Here is a 17,959-nt window from a genome sequence, read left to right as displayed (position 1 = left end):
ACCATCCAATACAGAGAAATATGGGAAGTCGACAATCCCCGAAAAAATGTTTAAAATAAGAAAGAGGTTCATAAAATGTTAAAAACCACTCAAAAAACCGACCCTGCCGTATACGAGATTGTTGCCGCTGAGCTGAAACGCCAGGAGGGCAATATTGAGATGATTGCTTCTGAAAGCACTGCTCCCACCGAGGTGCTGGAGCTCAGCGGTTCTGTTTTTACCAATAAAACAGAGGAAGGCTATCCGGGCGCCCGCTTTCAGGCTGGCTCTGAGGAGGCCGATAAAATTGAAAACCTGGCGCGCGACCGTGCAAAAGCTCTCTTTGGCGCAGATCATGTCAACGTACAGTCCTACTCTGGCTCCACAGCAAACTACTGTGTTTACTCTGCCATCCTGGCACCTGGCGACCGGGTGCTGAGCATGCGTCTCGACCAGGGCGGGCACCTGACCCACGGCTCTCCGGTAAACTTCCTGAGAAAAGTTTACGAATACGACTTTTACGGTGTTGACCCGGAAACTGAGCAGATTGATTACGACGCTCTGGAAAAGAAAGCCATGGAATACAAGCCAAAACTCATCATCGGCGGCGCAAGCTCCTATCCACGTCTGATCGACTATGAAAGAATGGCGGAAATCGCGAAAAAATGCGGTGCTTATCTGATGATTGATATGGCGCACATTGCCGGCCTGGTTGCAGCCAAGGTGATCCCAAGCCCGATCCCCTACGCAGATTTTGTTTCGTCCTCCACGACCAAAACCTTCTGCGGTCCACGCTCCGGCATGGTTTTCTGTAAGGCTGAACACGCTAAGCTTTTGGACAAGGGCACCTTCCCGGGAACCATTGGCTCAATCCATCTGGCGACCATTGCCGCAAAAGCCTGGTCCTTTGGCTACGCGTCCACCCCGGAGTTTAAGGCGGTCATGGAACAGATTGTCAAGAACGCGAAGTGCCTGGCAGAAGCCCTTCAGAATTACGGTTTCCGCATCATCAGCGGCGGCACAGACAACCATATTGTGATGGTGGATTTAAGACCTAAAAACCTGACCGGTAAAGCCTTTGAGGAGGCACTGGAATACGTGGGTATTACCGTCAATAAAAATGTGATCCCCTTTGACAAAGAAAGCCCAATGGTGACCAGCGGGGTGCGTATCGGTCTTACCTCCACCACTCAGCGAGGGCTTAAAGAAAAAGAAATTACACAGATCGCCGGTATCATGAACGAGGTAGCAGCCAATGTGGATAACAAGGCAAAGCTGGACGAGCTCAAAGCCCAGGCCGCAGCCCTGATCTCAGAATTTCCGCTGTATCCGGAAGGATATTTCGAAGACTGAGCCTGCCGCATACAGAGAGAGGTTTGAGGCCTTTTAACAGGCTTCAGGGTAAGGTTAACAGCTGATATCAAGGTGATCGGCTGTCAGCCGCTTATATCATGGGAGGGTAACTTTTGGAAACTTTTAATAATATGATCAATGCTGTCAGCAGTGTGGTATGGAGCACACCGTTGGTGGTGCTGTGCCTGATAGCGGGACTTGTTTTTTCAGTATGGCTGGGCTTTCCTCAAATTCGTCATTTTAAGGATATGGTCGGCCTGATTGTCCACCAGGAGAAGGGCAGCAAAGACGGAATCACACCATTCCAGGCCTTTGCGACAACGGTCGGCTCCCGCGTGGGCATGGGCTCTGTGGCCGGCGTGGCGACAGGTATTTATTTCGGAGGTCCCGGCGCATTATTGTGGATGTGGATACTGGGCCTTCTGGGCGCGGCTACGGCGCTCATCGAAACGACACTGGCCCAGGCCTATAAACGGCGGGTGAATGATGAATACATCGGCGGCCCGGCCTTATATATTGAGCGCGGCTTCAAAAATAAATGGATTTCGAGTAAGTACGCCAAGGTTTTTGCTGTAGCGACGATTCTGGGGCCGGGTATCCTGATGCCAGGGCTTCATTCCAACTCACTGGCGAGTACCTTTGAGCGCTCCTTTGGGCTGCCGATGATCTTCGGCGGTATTCTGCTCTGCGTGTTTCTGGGGATTGTAACCTTCGGCGGTGTCAAGCGTATCGGTAAGTTTGCGGAAAAGGCGGCGCCGGCCATGTGCCTGGTCTACATGCTGATGGCCATTGGTATCGTCGTGATCTACTACCAGAACATCCCCTCAACCATTGCGCTGGTCTTCAAATCTGCCTTTGGGGCAGATGCGGTCTTTGGCGGTATTGTGGGCTCAGCTATTGCCTGGGGTGTTAAGCGCGGCGTTTACTCCACCGAGGCAGGACAGGGCTCCGGCGCCATTGTGGCTTCTGCTGCGGAAACCTCACACCCAGTGAAGCAGGGGCTGGTGCAGGCGCTGTCCGTTTATATTGTATCCTTTATTGTCTGTACCTCCACAGCCATTATTCTTTTGCTGAGTATGTCCTACAATGTGGCAGGCCCGGACGGCAGCATGCTGGTAGAATACCTGCCCGGCAGCCAGTACGGCGTTGGATGGACACAGGATATTCTTGAGGCGACTTACGGCGGTCTCATCGGCGGAAAGCTCTTTGCAGTGATCATCAGCCTCTTCATCTTCACCAGTCTTATCGGCTACTCCTATCAGGCTGAGAGCAATGTGAACTATCTGTTCCACGGAAAGAAAATGGCAGTGCAAGTATTCAGAGCGATCTTTATCCTCTCTACCTTCTCGGGCGTTATCGTCAGCGCAGATGCAATCTGGACCATGGGCGATACTGGCGCAGGTATCATGACCTGGCTCAATATTGTGGCTATCCTGCTGCTATCCAGGCAGGCAGTCCGTATGGTCAAGGACTATCAGCGGCAGAGACGCGAGGGGCTGGACCCGGTATTCCATCCTGCGGATTTCGGCATTGATGACCCAGATCATATCTGGGATAAGTATGCAAAGAAAAAACAGCGATGATCCGCTGCAAAAACTTCCAGGCCGCTGTTCTGGAAGTTTTTGTGATATAATGAAAAAAACAGGGGTGGCGATATGAAAATACAGGAGACAGAATGGGGTTATGTGGAGTGGCAGCATATCCATGAGGAGAACAATCCAAGGCAGTCCATGAATATTGGGCGGACAGTAATCCTGCCTGGAAAGCACCAGGTCGAGCATGTGCATTATGGGCAGGAGCAGCTGGTCTATATTTTGAGCGGCGAGGGGATTTATGTGATTGATGGGGAGCGGAAACGCTGCTCTCAGGGGGCTATGCTGTATATGGAAGCAGGCAGTACCCATGAGACTATCAATGATACAGACGAACCCATCTGTGAGCTGCTGGTGTCGAACCCTGTCAGCGGGGCCCGAGAGATCAGTATGCGGGAGATGAAGGGCATGGACAGCAGCGGGAAGAACGCTCTGTACGCAGCAGTGGAGAGCCTGAGAGGGCCGCTTATTGAGCCCTTGAACCTGCCACTGACCATCTTTGATTCGGATTGGCAGGTGGTGCTCCAGACCCCCCATTTTCCGGCGTTCTGCAAAAAACACTGCGACCCCGAAAAGCATCCGGAAACCTGTGCCTGTATGGAAAGCTGTACCTTTTCCGAAGATACCGCCTGTATAGAGACAGTCTGCCCCATGAATCTGAGAATCTACAGCGTACCCATTATCCATGAGGATATGTGTATCGGTGTGGTGCGCGGCGGTTTTATTCTGCTGACCGGCTCCAGAATGGAGGAGCACGAAGGCCTGTATGATATGCCGGAGAGCGCAGCCCTCAGCATCAAGAAGCTGCTGGGTGAGATCGCCAACAACATTGTTAATTACTGTGTGTTCGACGATGCCCGGAGGGAGCTGGAAACCAAGGAAAACGCCATTATAAGCTCCCGAAAACACGGAGCCATGCTCGAGCAGAATCTACAGATCGCCCAGGACACGGTCACCAATCTAAAAATCAACCATCATTTTCTGTTCAATACCCTGAACTGCATGGCCTCCATGGCTTTGCAGGATGGCTCAGAACGGCTTTACTCAGGGATCATTGATCTGGCAGACCTGTTTCGGTATACCATGAAAACAGACTGCCGCTTTGTGGCCTTTGAGAGGGAGCTGGCGTATCTCAACAATTATCTGAACCTTCAGAAGCTCAGGTACCGCAAAGGGCTCAGCCTGACCTATGACCTGAATGATGCCCTCATGGGGGTGGCCGTCCCCTTTAATTTTCTCCAGCCCATTGCGGAAAACGCCTTTATTCACGGATTTGGGAGAAATGTCAAAGAGCGCCGCCTGGTCCTGCGGGCTTGGGTGGAGGATGGACGGGCCCATATCATTATCAGCAACAACGGCGCAGTCATGAACCCCATTACCCTGAACCGCGTGAACCGAAGCCTGACAAGCGGAAGCGGCCACGGTTTGTCACTGATTTACAGCAAGCTGGCCGCAGCCTTTGGAAAGGATTTTACCATGACGCTGCTCTCCGGAAAAGAAGAAACCAGTGTGGCTGTCAATATACCGGCCCGGGCAGTAAAGGAGGAACCTCATGATTAAAGCCATTATTGTCGATGACGAACCAGCTGTGTCCGAAATTCTCACATTTTTTATAAAGAAGAACGAGCTGCCCATTGATATTGTGGGCACTGCTGAAGATGGCCGCGAGGCAATGGCCTTAATTGAGAAAGAAAAGCCGCGGCTGGTATTCCTCGATATTCAGATGCCCATCATGAACGGGTTTGAGGTGATGGAGGAAAGCGACAGTGAGACTGATTTTATTATCATCACAGCTTTCGAGTCCTTCAGCTATGCCCAGCAGGCGCTGCGGCTCGGGGCAAAGGATATTCTGCTCAAGCCTATCCAGTACGAGCAGTTCATGGAAGCGCTGAACCGGGCCATCGGCTGGCAGTTTACAGGAAGTGCCACAGTCAATGGTGTTTTGGAGTATATTCACAGCCACTACGCTGAGAAAATTGACCTGACCACCCTGGCGGATATTTCTTATTCAACGCCCAGCCAGATCGCCAGGCTTTTTAAAAAGTATATGGATAGCACTGTCATGACCTATGTCCATAAAGTGCGGATCGAGAAAGCTATGGGACTCTTGGAGAGCGGTGAGGCCAGCGTCAAGGAGGCGGCCCTGATGACAGGGTATGAAAGCCTTAATAATTTTTATAAATATTTCAAACAGCATATCGGCATGACGCCGGCAGCCTTTTGTGAAAAGAAACGTTAAAAAGATCGGTGCAATTTTGCGCCGATCTTTTTTGTAGGCCCTGTGGAATTCCTTAAAGACAAATTTGAAAGTGTTGACATTGAGGCAATTTCCCCTTACAATAAAACTAAATGCAAACGTCACTCAGTCCTAAAGGAGGAATATCATGAGAAAAGAATTAACCGTTGCGTCCTTTGACGGCATGGAGCTGGTAATGACCGTGGATACCCCAGAGGTATGCAAGGCGGTCGTGGTCTTCGTACACGGTCTCTGCGAGCATCAGGGCCGGTACGACTACATCACCGGCAAATTTACTGCCCGTGATTTTAAGGTGTATCGTTTTGACCACAGAGGCCACGGAAAATCGTCCGGGGACCGCTATTTCTACACAAATAAGGATGAAATCATCGATGACACCAACTTTATTGTTGAGCTGGCCAAAGAAGAAAATCCAGGGCTGCCAGTCTATGTCATCGGGCACAGCATGGGCGGCTTCGCGGCGGCGGCATTCGGTACCAGGTATCCGGATGTGGTGGACGGCATCGTGCTGTCCGGCGGGCTGACCCGTGACAACACCGGACTCATCATCAATGTGGATATGGGGCTTGACCCGAAGACAGAATTCCCCAACGAGCTTGGCGACGGCGTGTGCAGCGACCCGGCCGTGGTAGAGGCTTATGGGAAGGACCCTTTAAACGGCAAATTTTTTACTGCCGGTCTCTGCCAGAGCATCGCTGAGGGCCTGCGATGGCTCATGGACAACAAAACCTTCAGCTATCCGGTGCTTTTGCTGCACGGCGAGAAGGATGCCCTGGTGTCACCGAAGGATACAAAGGATTTCCTTGCGGATATTCCCTCTGAGGACAAGCAGATGAAAATCTATGGCAATGCCTGCCATGAAATTTTTAACGAGTATATCCGAGACGAGGTCATCGAGGACGCTCTGTCATGGATTGAATACCGTCTGGGATAAGAATGGATAGCGAATCCCGCGGTGCCGCGAAATACGACGCCGCGGATTTTTATTTGCTCCAAAATTGAGTAAAGCCGGGTTTTGTTGTTCTTTTGTTGTACTCTGGGGTGTAAGATAGGGTAAGAAATGATATAAAGATACAAAAAGAAGGGAGCAATCAAAATGAGAAGGATTCATATTTTGCTTACCACCATTCTCACATTCCTGCTGCTCACAGCAGGCGGCAGTGTTATGGCAAAGGCGGAGGAAGCCGCCGAACCATCTGCCGCCCCGGCCGGAAAAGGCTTTGTGGTCGAGGGAAGCCAGGAGGGTTATACCTACGAGAAAGGCACATTGTGCTTTATTAAGGGAGGCAGCTATACTGTCAGCATGGCGCCGGATACACCGGTGACCACGGATGTGATTATGGTTAAGGGCGATGGAAACTTTGCGCTTACCCTGAACAGTGTGCAGATTGCCACAGACAGCGAGGGACAGCAGGGAATGCCCCTATATGTGCAGCAGGGTAACCTCAGCCTCACGCTGGCAGGGAGCAGCAATCTGAAATCAGAGAAGACCTCAGCCCTGTTCATCGGTGATGAGGGCGGCGGTACCAACGCGTCTAAGCTGACTGTGGACGGCGACGGTACACTTACGCTGCGCTCAGGCAGCAGCTTTGCCCTTGAAAATTTAGGGCTGGGCGGAACTTTTATGGAGGGCGGCCAGATTCACGCCTCCAATGCCATTGTGGATGATCAGAGTATAAAGGCTGTAGCCCTGCAGGCCGGCGCTGAAGAGGTGTACGCCATCAGCGCACACTTTGCGGAAAAGCTGACAATGAACGGTGGAAGCCTCACAGCGGAGGTAGATAACGGTGATACACCGATTTATGCCGGAGCAGTTTATTGTTATAATGGCCTGGAGGTCAACGGCGGCACCCTTTTGGGTAAGGCGCCCGGCGCTGGTATTTCCACCGGGGACGGCGAAGGAAAGGGCGGTACCTGTGTGATCAACGGCGGTACGGTTATCGGCGACGCGGTTGAAAAGGGCGCGTCCTATGGGACTTCAGGAATTTCTGTTATTGGAAACATCACCATTAACCGAGGCAGCGTAACAGCTAAAAATGGCTATGTCGGGCTGGACGCTACCAATACACTGGCCATCAACGGTGGACAGGTCGTGGCCTCAGGTTCTCAAGTCGGGATTCACGGCGGGGCATATGCCAAGGATAAGGAAAAAGACAACGTGACCATCGCCGGAGGAACCGTCCACGCCCAGGGGGCTAAATATGATATTTACGGCGGCGATTTTGGCGATGAGCCAGTTCCCACACGAGTTTATCTGAAGGGCGGCAGCATCTTTACCGGGAGCAATAAAATCCAACCAGAACCCATCAGCTATATTGACGAGGATGACGATATCGAGGTCAAGGCAGAGCTGGTAACCATGAACGGTTTGCCGGCGGACAGCAGTGTGTCCCTCTTTTTCAACGCCGGTTTCTTTGGTGAGGATGAGGCAGCGCCGGAAAACGGCGCTTATGGTATTCGCGATATGAATACTAACGACAAGGGGCAGCTGTGCGTTTATGTTTCACTGGTTGAACAAAATCCCTTTGGTGTCACGTTAAACGAAACGGATTATGATGGTCTGGCAATCAAAGGAAGCAACGGCTATGAAGCCAAAATGGAAGAATCGGTTCCGGAAATGGCGGTTACCTCTGAAAACGGCCACACACCCTTTTACTTTAAGAACCACTACATTCTGGCGCCCGGAAACAGCACTGCATCCATGAAAGCAGGGAAGAGCGAAACCGATGAAACCATCGTTATCGGTAAGACATATGTGACGCCGCCGGATGACAACACTGCGGAATACTGCCGATTGACCCTTGATAATATCAAAATTCATTCTGAACAAAGTGGTATCCGGGTTAACAATCATAATACTGAGCTTATCACCAGGGGCGACAACAGCATTGTTTCGGAAAACGAATCCGCTGTATTTGCGAGCTTCTATTCAGACAGCGGCGATATCGACACACTGGCCTTTGGCGGCAGCGGAAGCCTGAGCTGTGATGTGTCACCGGATAAGCTCTATGGAGCCATCGTAAGTATGCGAAATATTGTGATTAACAGCGGTACCATCGCAGCGCACAGCACAGCCAGCACGGCTATTTTTTCCGAATCGCAAAATCCTGATGACAGTGTTACCGTCAACGGTGGTAATGTGAATGTGAAGGGGGCGTTTGGACTGTACGGAAACAATATTAACATCAACGACGGTAAGGTGACCGGAATAGACGAGGGTGATACAGAAACCCTTGTTATCGGCAGCAAGGGTGATATAGCCCTGAGCGGCGGCAGTGTTGATGTGAAAAGCGGCAGCTATGCAGTCGGCGCAGAGGGAAAGATTACCATCAGCGGCGGTGCACACCACCTGCTGGCGGAAAACGACAATAACCAGTATGTATACGGACTGTACGCCAATGGCGGCATCCATGTGAGCGGGGGTACCACATGGGTATCTGGAAATACTAATGACATTCTGGCAGAAGCAACCGGTCAGGGACAGACGCTGCCGTCAGCTGGTAAGGCAGCGGGAAGAGCAGCCGCAGGAGAACCGGTCATCACAGTGGATGGCGGCAGCTTGAACGCAGTGCACAATACCGTTTCGCCCGAACCAGTGGACACTGCCGGGGTACGGGCCTATAAGACCACACTGACCGTGGGTACCGCAGCCAATGCAGGCAGTCTGGAGGGCAAGGTAGGCGAAAAGACACTGAACCTCAAGGACGCAGTGACCGATGAGGCTGCTAACCTGTACCTGTATCTTCCGGAGCCGGAAGGGCAGAAAGCAGTGGTTGCGACCACTGCGGCATCTTATAGCGGTATCGTCAGAGAGATGGAGGCTCAAAACAGGCTGCGAACCTTCGGAGCAGTGCTGGTTTCGGATAAACCCGAGCCAGTGGTGCATGTGACAGGCGTCAGGCTTGATAAGACCAGCGCAGAGCTGATTCAGGGAAAGAGCCTGACTTTGACAGCTGCCATCGAGCCAGCCAATGCCACCAATAAAAAGGTGAGCTGGAAATCCTCAGATTCTAAAATCGCCGAGGTAGACAGTCAGGGTAAGGTTACAGGCGTAGCCGCCGGAAAGGCCACCATTACCGTCGCCACTGAGGATGGAGGGAAAACTGCCAGTGCGGTTATCACAGTGAAAAAGGCTGGCGGGGACGGCCCGCATACGGGGATTCTATCCGAGCAGGCCTCTATACCAGCAGCCCTGATTCTGCTGGCTGGTTTTACAGCACTCACGGCTGTGTCAGCCCGAAGAAGATAGGTGGATGAATTTGGATTTGTGAGTTATAATTCTGAGGTACTGTAGGAGGTACCATTAATTTGAAAGAAAGTTAGAAGGACAGGGGCTCCGAGAGCATTGGTTGGGGATCTTTTGTGGAACTTCATCGTGTATAATCCTTTTAGAAATAAAATTTTAATTAAAGTGGAATATTCAATTTATTCCAGAAAAGGAGAGGAAAATGAAGTGCTCAATTTTAAGACAGCGAGGTTTAAAATGTCTGCTGGCAGTATTTTTTACAATGTTTATGCTCTGGGGGAGTGGACCTGTTTTTGCCGAGAGCAATGAGCCCATGCCCAGTGTGCTGCCGCCGCAGTCGACCTATATTAATCTGAAGGCCTCCGGTGCGGTGGTGAATTACAGTGCGAGCCCGGAAACACTGGACAAAATGGTTTACGACAGCCTGGCCATCAATGTCATGGATGAGAAAAGCCAGAAAATCAACAGCAGCCGGGAGGACATCGTGCTCAGCTATAACCGGAGCCCGGGTAATCAAAAAGTGACAGTAACCTATAAAGGAAATGAGAAATATGCCGAAAGTGAAGCGACCGCCATGATCAAGATTAACAGTCTGGAGGGCACGAGTGTTCTTCTGGTGGGAAGTGTGCCCTCGGTCAAGTTGTTTGCAGACAAGGCAGGCATGGACAGTGCGATCATCAAAGCGCTGGAGGTGCGGGTGGTGAACAGCCACGGAGAAAATATCAAGTACAGTACAGACGAGCTGGATCTCAGCTATAACCGCGATGCAGGCACACAGCTGGTTACGGTGAAGTACAAGGGAAATGCCGAGTATGCAGCGTCGGCGGCCGAGGCGAAGGTTGCCGTGGAAAACCCGCAGAAGGTTACCATTACTCTGTCCAGAGAAACGCCGAAGGTTGCCTATCACGATGATAAGGCAGGCATGGATAAGGCCATAGCCGATGCACTCAAGATCACCATCACCGACAGCGCTAAAAAGAATGTCAGTTTTACGCTGAGTGAGCTGCAGCTCAGCTATAACCACACAGCGGGAAAACAGGACGTTACTGTGAAATATCAGGGTAACAGCGGTTACCAGCCCGCCACGGCCACAGCCAATGTCAAGATTATTGATGCTGCTCCCTGCGCGGTAGTGCTCACTCAGAATCCGCACAGTGTGCCCTATGATAAGAACAGCGCGAAGCTGGACACCGCTGTGCTGGAAAGCCTGAAACTGAGCCTGGTGGACCATAACAATCAGCCCATCAAGTATAAAAACGATGAGCTTAAACTTGACTACAATCATGCTGAGGGAGATCAGACAGTAAAGGTGAGCTTTACCGGCAGCGACGATTACCAGCCCTGCACAGCAGAGGCCACGGTGCACATCGGGCCGTCGGTTCAGACCATTTATACCTGGGTAGGTATTGGAGCAGGAATTATCGTGCTGGCCATCGCCGCCGTTGTGATTGTGGTGATTGTCCGGCGCAGAAAAAAGTATTTATAAAGGAGGAAGCAAAATGAAACATAAAGCAGTTGTATTTTTAAGCGTTCTGGTATTTGCAGCACTGTTGGTTACCGCCTGCTCAAATACTGGACAGAAGAAGGAAGAAATTCCGAATCCCATGGTACGTTATGATACGATAGATCAGATTGAGAAGAAAGTCGGGTATTCTCCAGCGATTCTGCCGGCTTACTCAGGCTTTGAGTTAAAGGAAATGTATATTATCGGTGATGAGGTGGTGGATCTGAGATACCAGAAAACCGGCGGAGCAGAAGCGACAGTCCGCAGCCAGAAGAATGCCGAGGGTGACATCAGTGGTTATCAACAGCTGAGCTACAGCCCGGAAATCTATAACGATATTACCTATAATATTGCTGAAAATGCCGACGATAAGGCTATTATTGCGTACTTTACGAAAGGAGACATGACCTACTCCATGTCCGCGATCGGACTGGATAAGGATACCTTTAAGAGCGAATTTGCTGCAGTGATCGACGCAGTCAATAATCAATAGATCAATAGATAGAGGCCATAAGAGGCCAAGACAGCCAGGAAAGGACAGATAAGATGGGAAAAGGACGTTATTACAGAAGTAAAAGAAGGATCCATTTAAAGCCGCGGTTTTTTATCGTTTTGGCAGCAGTAGTGCTGGCATGTGTGGCGGTGTCTTCTGTAGTGATCGGAAGACATAATGCTGAAAAAGCAGCAGCAGCCCAGTCTGAGCTCACCAATAAAATGGCTGGGCTCAGCAGCGGTTTTCAGGCGCCGTCCGCGGCCGGTGTGCTGCAGATGGCCGCAAATGATCAGAAAAAGGCCGGAGGGCCAAAGGTAGACGCTGAGCTGAGAGCCAAAATGGATGAAGTCAAGGCCAAGCTGGCAGCGGATGACACTGCGGATCTGAAAGTAGTTTTTTTCAGCTTTGACGATGGTCCCAGCGAACACACCGGGGAGATTCTGGATCTGCTTAAAAAGTACAATATCAAGGCCACCTTCTTTACAAACGGCCGAGAGGGAAAGGTTATGGAGGAAGCCTACCAGCGCATTGTGAAGGAAGGGCATACGCTGGCCAACCACACATGGAGCCATCAGTATAGCCTCTACAACAGCCCAGATGCCTTTTACGCCGATGTGGAAAAACTGGATGCTTATCAGAAACAAGTGACCGGCCTCAAGCACACCTCCCACCTGTTCCGTTTTCCGGGTGGTTCTGCAAATGCCAATACTACCTGCACCCAGGGAATCGTGAACCGGGGCTACAACTATGTGGACTGGAACGTGGTATGCGGAGATGGCACCAGCAACAGCCTGAGTGTGGATCAGCTGACACAGAATTTTATCGATGGTGTTCATGGACACAATGTTTCAACAGTGCTTTGCCATGCCGAGCAGAAAGAAAATACCCGCAAGGCATTGGAAAAAACCTTTAAAACCCTGCTAAAAGAAGGCTACACTTTTTTACCCATGGAGTATGACATGGAACTGCCACGACAACTGTAGGAGAAGGGAGAAAAGAAAATGAAACCCTGGAAGACTGGCAGGGGCGCCTTTATCAGAGAAACTCTGGCGCTCCTGCGTTTTAATTTTTGGACACTGGCGGTGTTTGAGCTGGTTTATAAACTAGGTGGTACTTTTGTGGTGCTGCCTCTGCTAAACTTTGGACTGCGCAGGCTCCTGGCCTTTGAAGGCTTTCCTGTTATTTCGGGAGACAGTGTGGCAGCAGCGCTTAAAAATCCACTGGTACTTCTGTCCGTTTTTATTTTGCTGCTGTTGCTGGCTTTTTACTGTCTTTTTGAAATCGCGGTGCTGGTTCTGTGCTTCCACGAGAGCAGAAACCGCCGAAAAGTACAGATGATTCCCTTGGTGGCCGCCGGCTTCCGGCAGGCTGTCCGCATTTTTAACCCCAGAAACTATCTGGTCATTTTGTTTTTTGTGCTTATTATGCCTGTGCTTCACATTGGTATTTCATCTGATCTGATCACAGAGCTTTCGGTGCCAGGCTTCATCTTGGAGTATATCAAAGGAAGCCCTGCTCTTTACGCGGCCTACATTGGCCTGGGCGTTATCCTGCTGCTGGTCATGGCGCTGACCCTGTTCGCGTTTAACGTCTTTGCCGTAGAGGGCAAAAATTTTATACCGGCCTGTCGGAAAAGCATCCGCCTTCTAAAAGGGTGTTTTTTCAGAACAGCAGGGAGTTTTTTACTCTGGACGCTTTTGCTGCTGCTGGTCTTTGCCTGTATCGTATTGTTTCTCGGAGCCTTGTCCCTGTTTTCAGGAACAGTCATTGGCACAGTAACCGGGCGGCTCGCAGGCGGTGGTGGTCCGTCGCTGGGATTGATGATTCTCATCGGGGTTCTGGCTGTCTCGGTTTCGTCCTTTAACATTATTCAAACCTGTCTGGGAACTATGATGAATTATGCTTTTATATCACGGTTTTATGAAACCTACCAAGAAGAAAAGGGAGAAGAAAATGCGTTGGTGTGCAGCGTGCCCGAAACAGCTTTTCCCTTTTTAACGAAGCGACAGCTTATGGTACTGGCTTTGGTGATGGTACTGGCCGCTGTGAGTGTTAAAACAGGACGCATTGTGACCGCCTTTGATGCCGATGATTTTGATACTTTGCTGCACGGCGCACAGGTCAGCGGACACAGGGGAAATTCCTCCGATACGCCGGAGAACTCGCGGGCAGCGCTTGAAAAAGCTATTGAGCTGGGAGCGGATTATGTGGAGATCGACGTGGCTGAAACCAGAGATGGTGTGCTGGTGGTATCCCATGACAATAACCTGAAGCGGACCACAGGCAGGAATGTCTATATTTGGCAGTCCACTTACGAGGAGATCAAAAATCTGGACATTGGCAGCTTTTTTTCCCCGGAATATAAAGATGAGCGGCTTATGACCCTGGATGAAGCCATAGAGGTGTGCGAGGGCAGAATCCGTATGAACATTGAGCTTAAGCCTACGCCCTATGACCAGGGCTTTGCTCAGAAGGCTGTGGACAGCATCACCCAACACCAATTTGAGAGCCAGTGCTATCTGGCATCCTTAAACTACGGAATCCTTGAGGAGATAAAGGGTATGACAACAGAGATCAAGACCCTATACATTACACCCATTGCCTACGGAGACATAGAAAATTTAAACGTAGATGCCCTCAGCATTGAGGAAACCTTTATCAATAAAGCTCTGGTGGAGCGCGTCCATCAAAAAAACAAGGATGTGCACGCCTGGACCGTCAATGATGCGGACAGCATGCAGAGGATGATCGACTGCGGTGTGGATAACATTATCACCGATGATGTGCGTACTGCTATGAGAGTAACTGATGAAAACCACCCTACCCGGGAGGAAATGCTGAACAATACTGTACAGCAGGTCATTTTCGGGCTGTAAAATGAAAAACGGCTGTGAGAGGTAAGCCAATGAGAAGACATTACATTATGAGAAAAATACCCGTATTGTTAGCAGTATTAATGTTCTTATGGGGTGTTCCTGCTGTATGGGCGGCGGATATGGATAACCCGGTAGAGACGTCCATCCGGATCAGTGTAAGTCCTGGGACAGCAGAATTGGGACAGGCACTTTTTTTGAACGCGGAAATCCGCACTCAGTCTCTGGCAGTGATAGAGAGCGGCCGGGTAGATTTTTACTTGATCGACGATGACAGCGGCACCGAAAGGCTTGTGGGGGTAGCCGCAGTGCAGGAGAGTGTAGCAAAAACGGGTTTAAAACCGGAAAACAGCATTTATCCTGCTAAGGCCGGGACTTATACCCTTATCGCCCGGTACCGGGCCGCAGAAGGTGGCTATGCGGGTTCTGAGACAAGGATCGTCTTGAGCCTGACCGATTCCAACACAGGGCCGGCAGGGCTGATTACCGGCGCAGCTCTGGCAGATGAGGGGGCGGTCCTGTTAGCCGCAGGAGCGCTTTTGGTGCTTGTGCTTTTGATGATCCTATGGTATTGGTTCATACGCCAGGACAAGTTAGACACTCATTAAAAAATCCCGGGGCGTCGTTTTTCGACTCCTGCGGGATTTTTTAGTTTTGTTTGATTTTTTCATGGTTGCTCCTCTCGTTTAGAAAAGCAGTGGTAAGCTCTGCCCAGCTGTAGTTACTCATATATTCCCCATGAAATGTGTTAATGGCGTCAATATCTCCCTTTAGAAAACGGTAATAATCGCAGTCCACTTTTTGGGTATCTAATGCCAGATAGTTCCATTTTTTAATGAGGATATCCTCTGCGCCAACACTTTCGAGGGCGCGTCTCAGACTTGAGATAACATTTTGAGCGTGTTTTTTATTTCCAGTAGAGCCAGAGGAGTCCTCGAACAGAACCGCGCAGATGTTGGAAAGTGTAACCCCATTGCCCTGCCTGTCCACCAGATATGCTAAAAGTTCCTTGGCACGGCTGCGTGAAAAACTCAGAGGTTTTTGATCGACAAAAACGTCAAACGTGCCAAAAGTATGAACCTGTACTCGTTTTAGAGGCCATTTAACCTTTTGGGGAAGGTCCAGATGGTCGAGTTCCTCCTGAATCAGCGCTTTGCTTACAGGCTTCAGTATATAGCCCTTGGCATGAAGCCGATAAGCGTCGTAGGCATAATCGGAGTAACCAGTCACAAAAATAATACGGACATCTGGAAATATTTTTTTCAGCCTGACGGCAACCTCCAACCCAGATAGGGTTGACATGACAACATCGAGAAAGGCGAAATCCAAAGGTTTGTCCGATTCCTCGTGCAGATTTCCGGCGAATTCAAGTGCGCCCTCAGGCGTTATAAAACCATGAACTTCGGCATCGGGCAAAGCCTCCCTTAGAGAAAAAATCAAGTTTTCGAGTGCTAGTTTCTCATCGTCAATTGCTAATACATGCATAAAATTCACCCTCTATCAATATGATAGTATTATTTTACAGGATGAAGAACAACAAAAGCGCACCAAAAGTACAACAGAAGAGAGAAAAGTTCAGCATGTTTAGTTCTCTTTGATGTTTAAAATTTTTTTAAGGAAAATTTGCTGTTTGTGGCGCTTTTGTGGAACTTGCCTTGCTATAATTAGAGTGATCAGAAGAAGCTGATTCACTAAAGGTACAGGAACATAAAGGCCGCCTTTGTGGTATCAGTTTTATGGCTGCTGCTGCCAATCGATAAAGCCCTGAAACGACCTCATCCATACTCAAGAGCTTTACGCATATACTGCCTCCGGGAAATATGGGCCGGGAGGCTGGGCATCATCCTGCCCGTCATTTCTTCTATCCTCAAAGTAAAAAGAAATAAGGATAGCAGCAGCCAGCTGATTACAATGAAATAATGGCTTCCGCGACACATGCCAGCCAGGCAGTAGGTGCTACAGGATTTTGCTTGCAGGCCTACAAGGAGTACTATATCGCTGAAATGGGGGGAATCGGCGCAAAATTGCTTCGATTTTTGCAGGTGTTTCGCTTATGTTGACCAGTAAGGAAAACGCAGAAAGAATACCTTATTGAGCAGAACGGCTTAGCCCGTGGAGCATGAGGCAGGCAGTAATGCCCTCCGAGTCTTTATTGACGGAAATTTTTTGAAATGTCTTATTTAAATAATCTGTGGAAAACAGTGTATTTTTTTATTGGCCTTTCTGTACCGCTGTTAGGCACATTGTGCATCAGCCAAAAGGTTATGAACAAACAATAACATAGAACATTTTTATATAAGATGCAGCGGCAAAAGGTTGCTGTGTATCGACATTTTCTGGGAGGTACTGGAAATGACGCTGGAAGATCAACTGACCTATCTGGAAAGCCACGATGCCCTCACCGGCCTTTATAACTGGCAAAAATATCAAAAAACGTTGAAAGTATTGGAAAAAAAGATGCCAAAGTCTGTTGGATTTGTCTATCTTGACATTAATGGACTTCAAAGTATTAACCGGAATTTCGGATACGACTATGGCGATATTATATTAAAAAAAATTGCAGGAATTTTACAGAAATGTTTTAAAAAAGCAGGAATATACAGGATTGGCGGAGATGAATTTTTGGCTATGGTTATCGACCAGAACCGAAACGCGTTTCAAAAAATGGTCAGCGCAGCCAGACAGACCTTTGCCATAGAAATGAAAGGGATTGTCTCTATAGGGTGCAGTTTTGAGGACTGTGATATTGATATTCTGAAGTTGACACAGCATGCCAGTGAACAAAAATATGTGGATAAGCAAGCATATTTCAGGCAGTTGGCTGCTGGTGTCCAAAGCCGGAATACCGATATGCTGAAATGGCTGTTGGAGGAGCTTGAAAACCGGAAGTTTGAAATGTACCTGCAACCAAAGGGGAGGGTTGAAACGCTGGAAGTGGTTGGAGCAGAAGCATTGGTGCGGTATATAAACCCGGAAGGAGAAGTCGTTCAGCCTGGAAAATTTATTCCCATGTTGGAGCAGGAGGGAATTATTAAATATATTGACCTTTTTATTTTTGAGGAGGTCTGTGGGCTGTTGGATCGGTGGCAGCGCCAGAAGCGAAAACCGCTGCCGATTTCCCTTAATTTTTCAAGACTAACTTTAATGGATCAGGAATTGTTGGTGCAGATGCAGAAAATTAGCAATGGGTATAGTTTTCCGAAGCGCTATATTACGATTGAGGTGACCGAGAGTGTTGGGGAAATGGAGCTGTTCGATATGGTGCAGCCCATAAAGGAAATGGGTTTTGGCGTTTCTTTGGACGATTTTGGAACCAGCTACAGCAGTATTATCATGCTTGTCCAGATGGATTACAATGCTATCAAGCTGGACCGCAGCCTCGTACTGACATTGATTTATAACCGGAAAAGCCGTATTGTAGCTCAACATATTATCGAAACCTGCCGGGAACTGGGAAGCATTAGCATTGCTGAAGGCGTTGAGAACTTCGAGCAGCTAAACATTCTGAAAAAACTGGGGTGCGACTGGATCCAGGGCTATCTGCTTAGCGAGCCGGTTCCAGTAGAAGAGTTTGAAAAATATGAAAGAAAAGAATAGAGGTAAGTTTTATTATAAAAAAAGCTTAAATTTTTTCTCGAATCATATAATCCCACGATTTGAGG

At 49.3% G+C, this 17,959-nt stretch carries 13 protein-coding genes; 12 read left to right on the top strand and 1 reads right to left on the bottom strand.

Annotation, left to right across the window (positions count from 1 at the left end; all coding sequences use genetic code 11):
• Window positions 1–75 precede the first annotated feature (75 nt).
• The 11 genes from B2M23_RS00495 (at window position 76) to B2M23_RS00445 (ending at window position 14,905) form a co-directional block, all read left to right on the top strand.
• Complete coding sequence (locus B2M23_RS00495) at window positions 76–1,332, top strand: serine hydroxymethyltransferase (protein WP_038350852.1); 1,257 nt, start codon at window positions 76–78, stop codon at window positions 1,330–1,332.
• A gap of 113 nt (window positions 1,333–1,445) precedes the next feature.
• Window positions 1,446–2,915 carry an alanine/glycine:cation symporter family protein gene (locus tag B2M23_RS00490; RefSeq protein WP_052237047.1) on the top strand — a complete coding sequence of 490 codons (1,470 nt, stop codon included), beginning with the start codon at window positions 1,446–1,448 and terminating at the stop codon, window positions 2,913–2,915.
• A 72-nt stretch (window positions 2,916–2,987) separates the two neighbouring features.
• On the top strand, window positions 2,988–4,484 hold the full coding sequence (locus B2M23_RS00485) for a histidine kinase (protein WP_038350851.1): 1,497 nt from the start codon (window positions 2,988–2,990) through the stop codon (window positions 4,482–4,484).
• Window positions 4,477–5,163 carry a response regulator transcription factor gene (locus B2M23_RS00480; RefSeq protein ID WP_038350850.1) on the top strand — a complete coding sequence of 229 codons (687 nt, stop codon included), beginning with the start codon at window positions 4,477–4,479 and terminating at the stop codon, window positions 5,161–5,163. The genes B2M23_RS00485 and B2M23_RS00480 overlap by 8 nt, the downstream gene beginning before the upstream one ends.
• 145 nt (window positions 5,164–5,308) lie before the next feature.
• Window positions 5,309–6,115 carry an alpha/beta hydrolase gene (locus B2M23_RS00475; protein ID WP_038350849.1) on the top strand — a complete coding sequence of 269 codons (807 nt, stop codon included), beginning with the start codon at window positions 5,309–5,311 and terminating at the stop codon, window positions 6,113–6,115.
• A gap of 162 nt (window positions 6,116–6,277) precedes the next feature.
• Window positions 6,278–9,430, top strand: coding sequence for an Ig-like domain-containing protein (locus B2M23_RS00470; protein WP_052237046.1), 3,153 nt, complete (start codon window positions 6,278–6,280; stop codon window positions 9,428–9,430).
• A 199-nt stretch (window positions 9,431–9,629) separates the two neighbouring features.
• On the top strand, window positions 9,630–10,913 hold the full coding sequence (locus tag B2M23_RS00465; RefSeq protein WP_038350848.1) for a hypothetical protein: 1,284 nt from the start codon (window positions 9,630–9,632) through the stop codon (window positions 10,911–10,913).
• A gap of 13 nt (window positions 10,914–10,926) precedes the next feature.
• Window positions 10,927–11,424, top strand: a complete 498-nt coding sequence (locus tag B2M23_RS00460) for a hypothetical protein (RefSeq protein WP_038350847.1) — start codon at window positions 10,927–10,929, stop codon at window positions 11,422–11,424.
• Window positions 11,425–11,477: 53 nt separating this feature from the next.
• On the top strand, window positions 11,478–12,407 hold the full coding sequence (locus B2M23_RS00455) for a polysaccharide deacetylase family protein (protein WP_038350846.1): 930 nt from the start codon (window positions 11,478–11,480) through the stop codon (window positions 12,405–12,407).
• 18 nt (window positions 12,408–12,425) lie between these two features.
• A complete protein-coding gene (locus B2M23_RS00450; protein ID WP_052237045.1) occupies window positions 12,426–14,300 on the top strand; it encodes a glycerophosphodiester phosphodiesterase in 1,875 nt (624 codons plus the stop codon).
• Between the two features lie 29 nt (window positions 14,301–14,329).
• Window positions 14,330–14,905, top strand: coding sequence for a hypothetical protein (locus tag B2M23_RS00445; protein WP_146209101.1), 576 nt, complete (start codon window positions 14,330–14,332; stop codon window positions 14,903–14,905).
• A 40-nt stretch (window positions 14,906–14,945) separates the two neighbouring features.
• Here the strand turns inward: B2M23_RS00445 and B2M23_RS00440 are convergent, their stop codons facing one another.
• Window positions 14,946–15,782 (bottom strand): response regulator, encoded by an 837-nt coding sequence (locus B2M23_RS00440; protein WP_038350844.1) that lies wholly within the window; start codon window positions 15,780–15,782, stop codon window positions 14,946–14,948.
• An 867-nt stretch (window positions 15,783–16,649) separates the two neighbouring features.
• Here B2M23_RS00440 and B2M23_RS00435 point away from each other — a divergent pair.
• On the top strand, window positions 16,650–17,894 hold the full coding sequence (locus B2M23_RS00435) for a bifunctional diguanylate cyclase/phosphodiesterase (protein ID WP_052237044.1): 1,245 nt from the start codon (window positions 16,650–16,652) through the stop codon (window positions 17,892–17,894).
• Window positions 17,895–17,959: the final 65 nt, after the last annotated feature.

Source organism: Eubacterium limosum, from assembly GCF_000807675.2.
Taxonomy (GTDB): domain Bacteria; phylum Bacillota; class Clostridia; order Eubacteriales; family Eubacteriaceae; genus Eubacterium; species Eubacterium limosum.
Note: the sequence above shows the minus strand (reverse complement) of the source record. Positions and strands in the feature narration are given on the sequence as shown.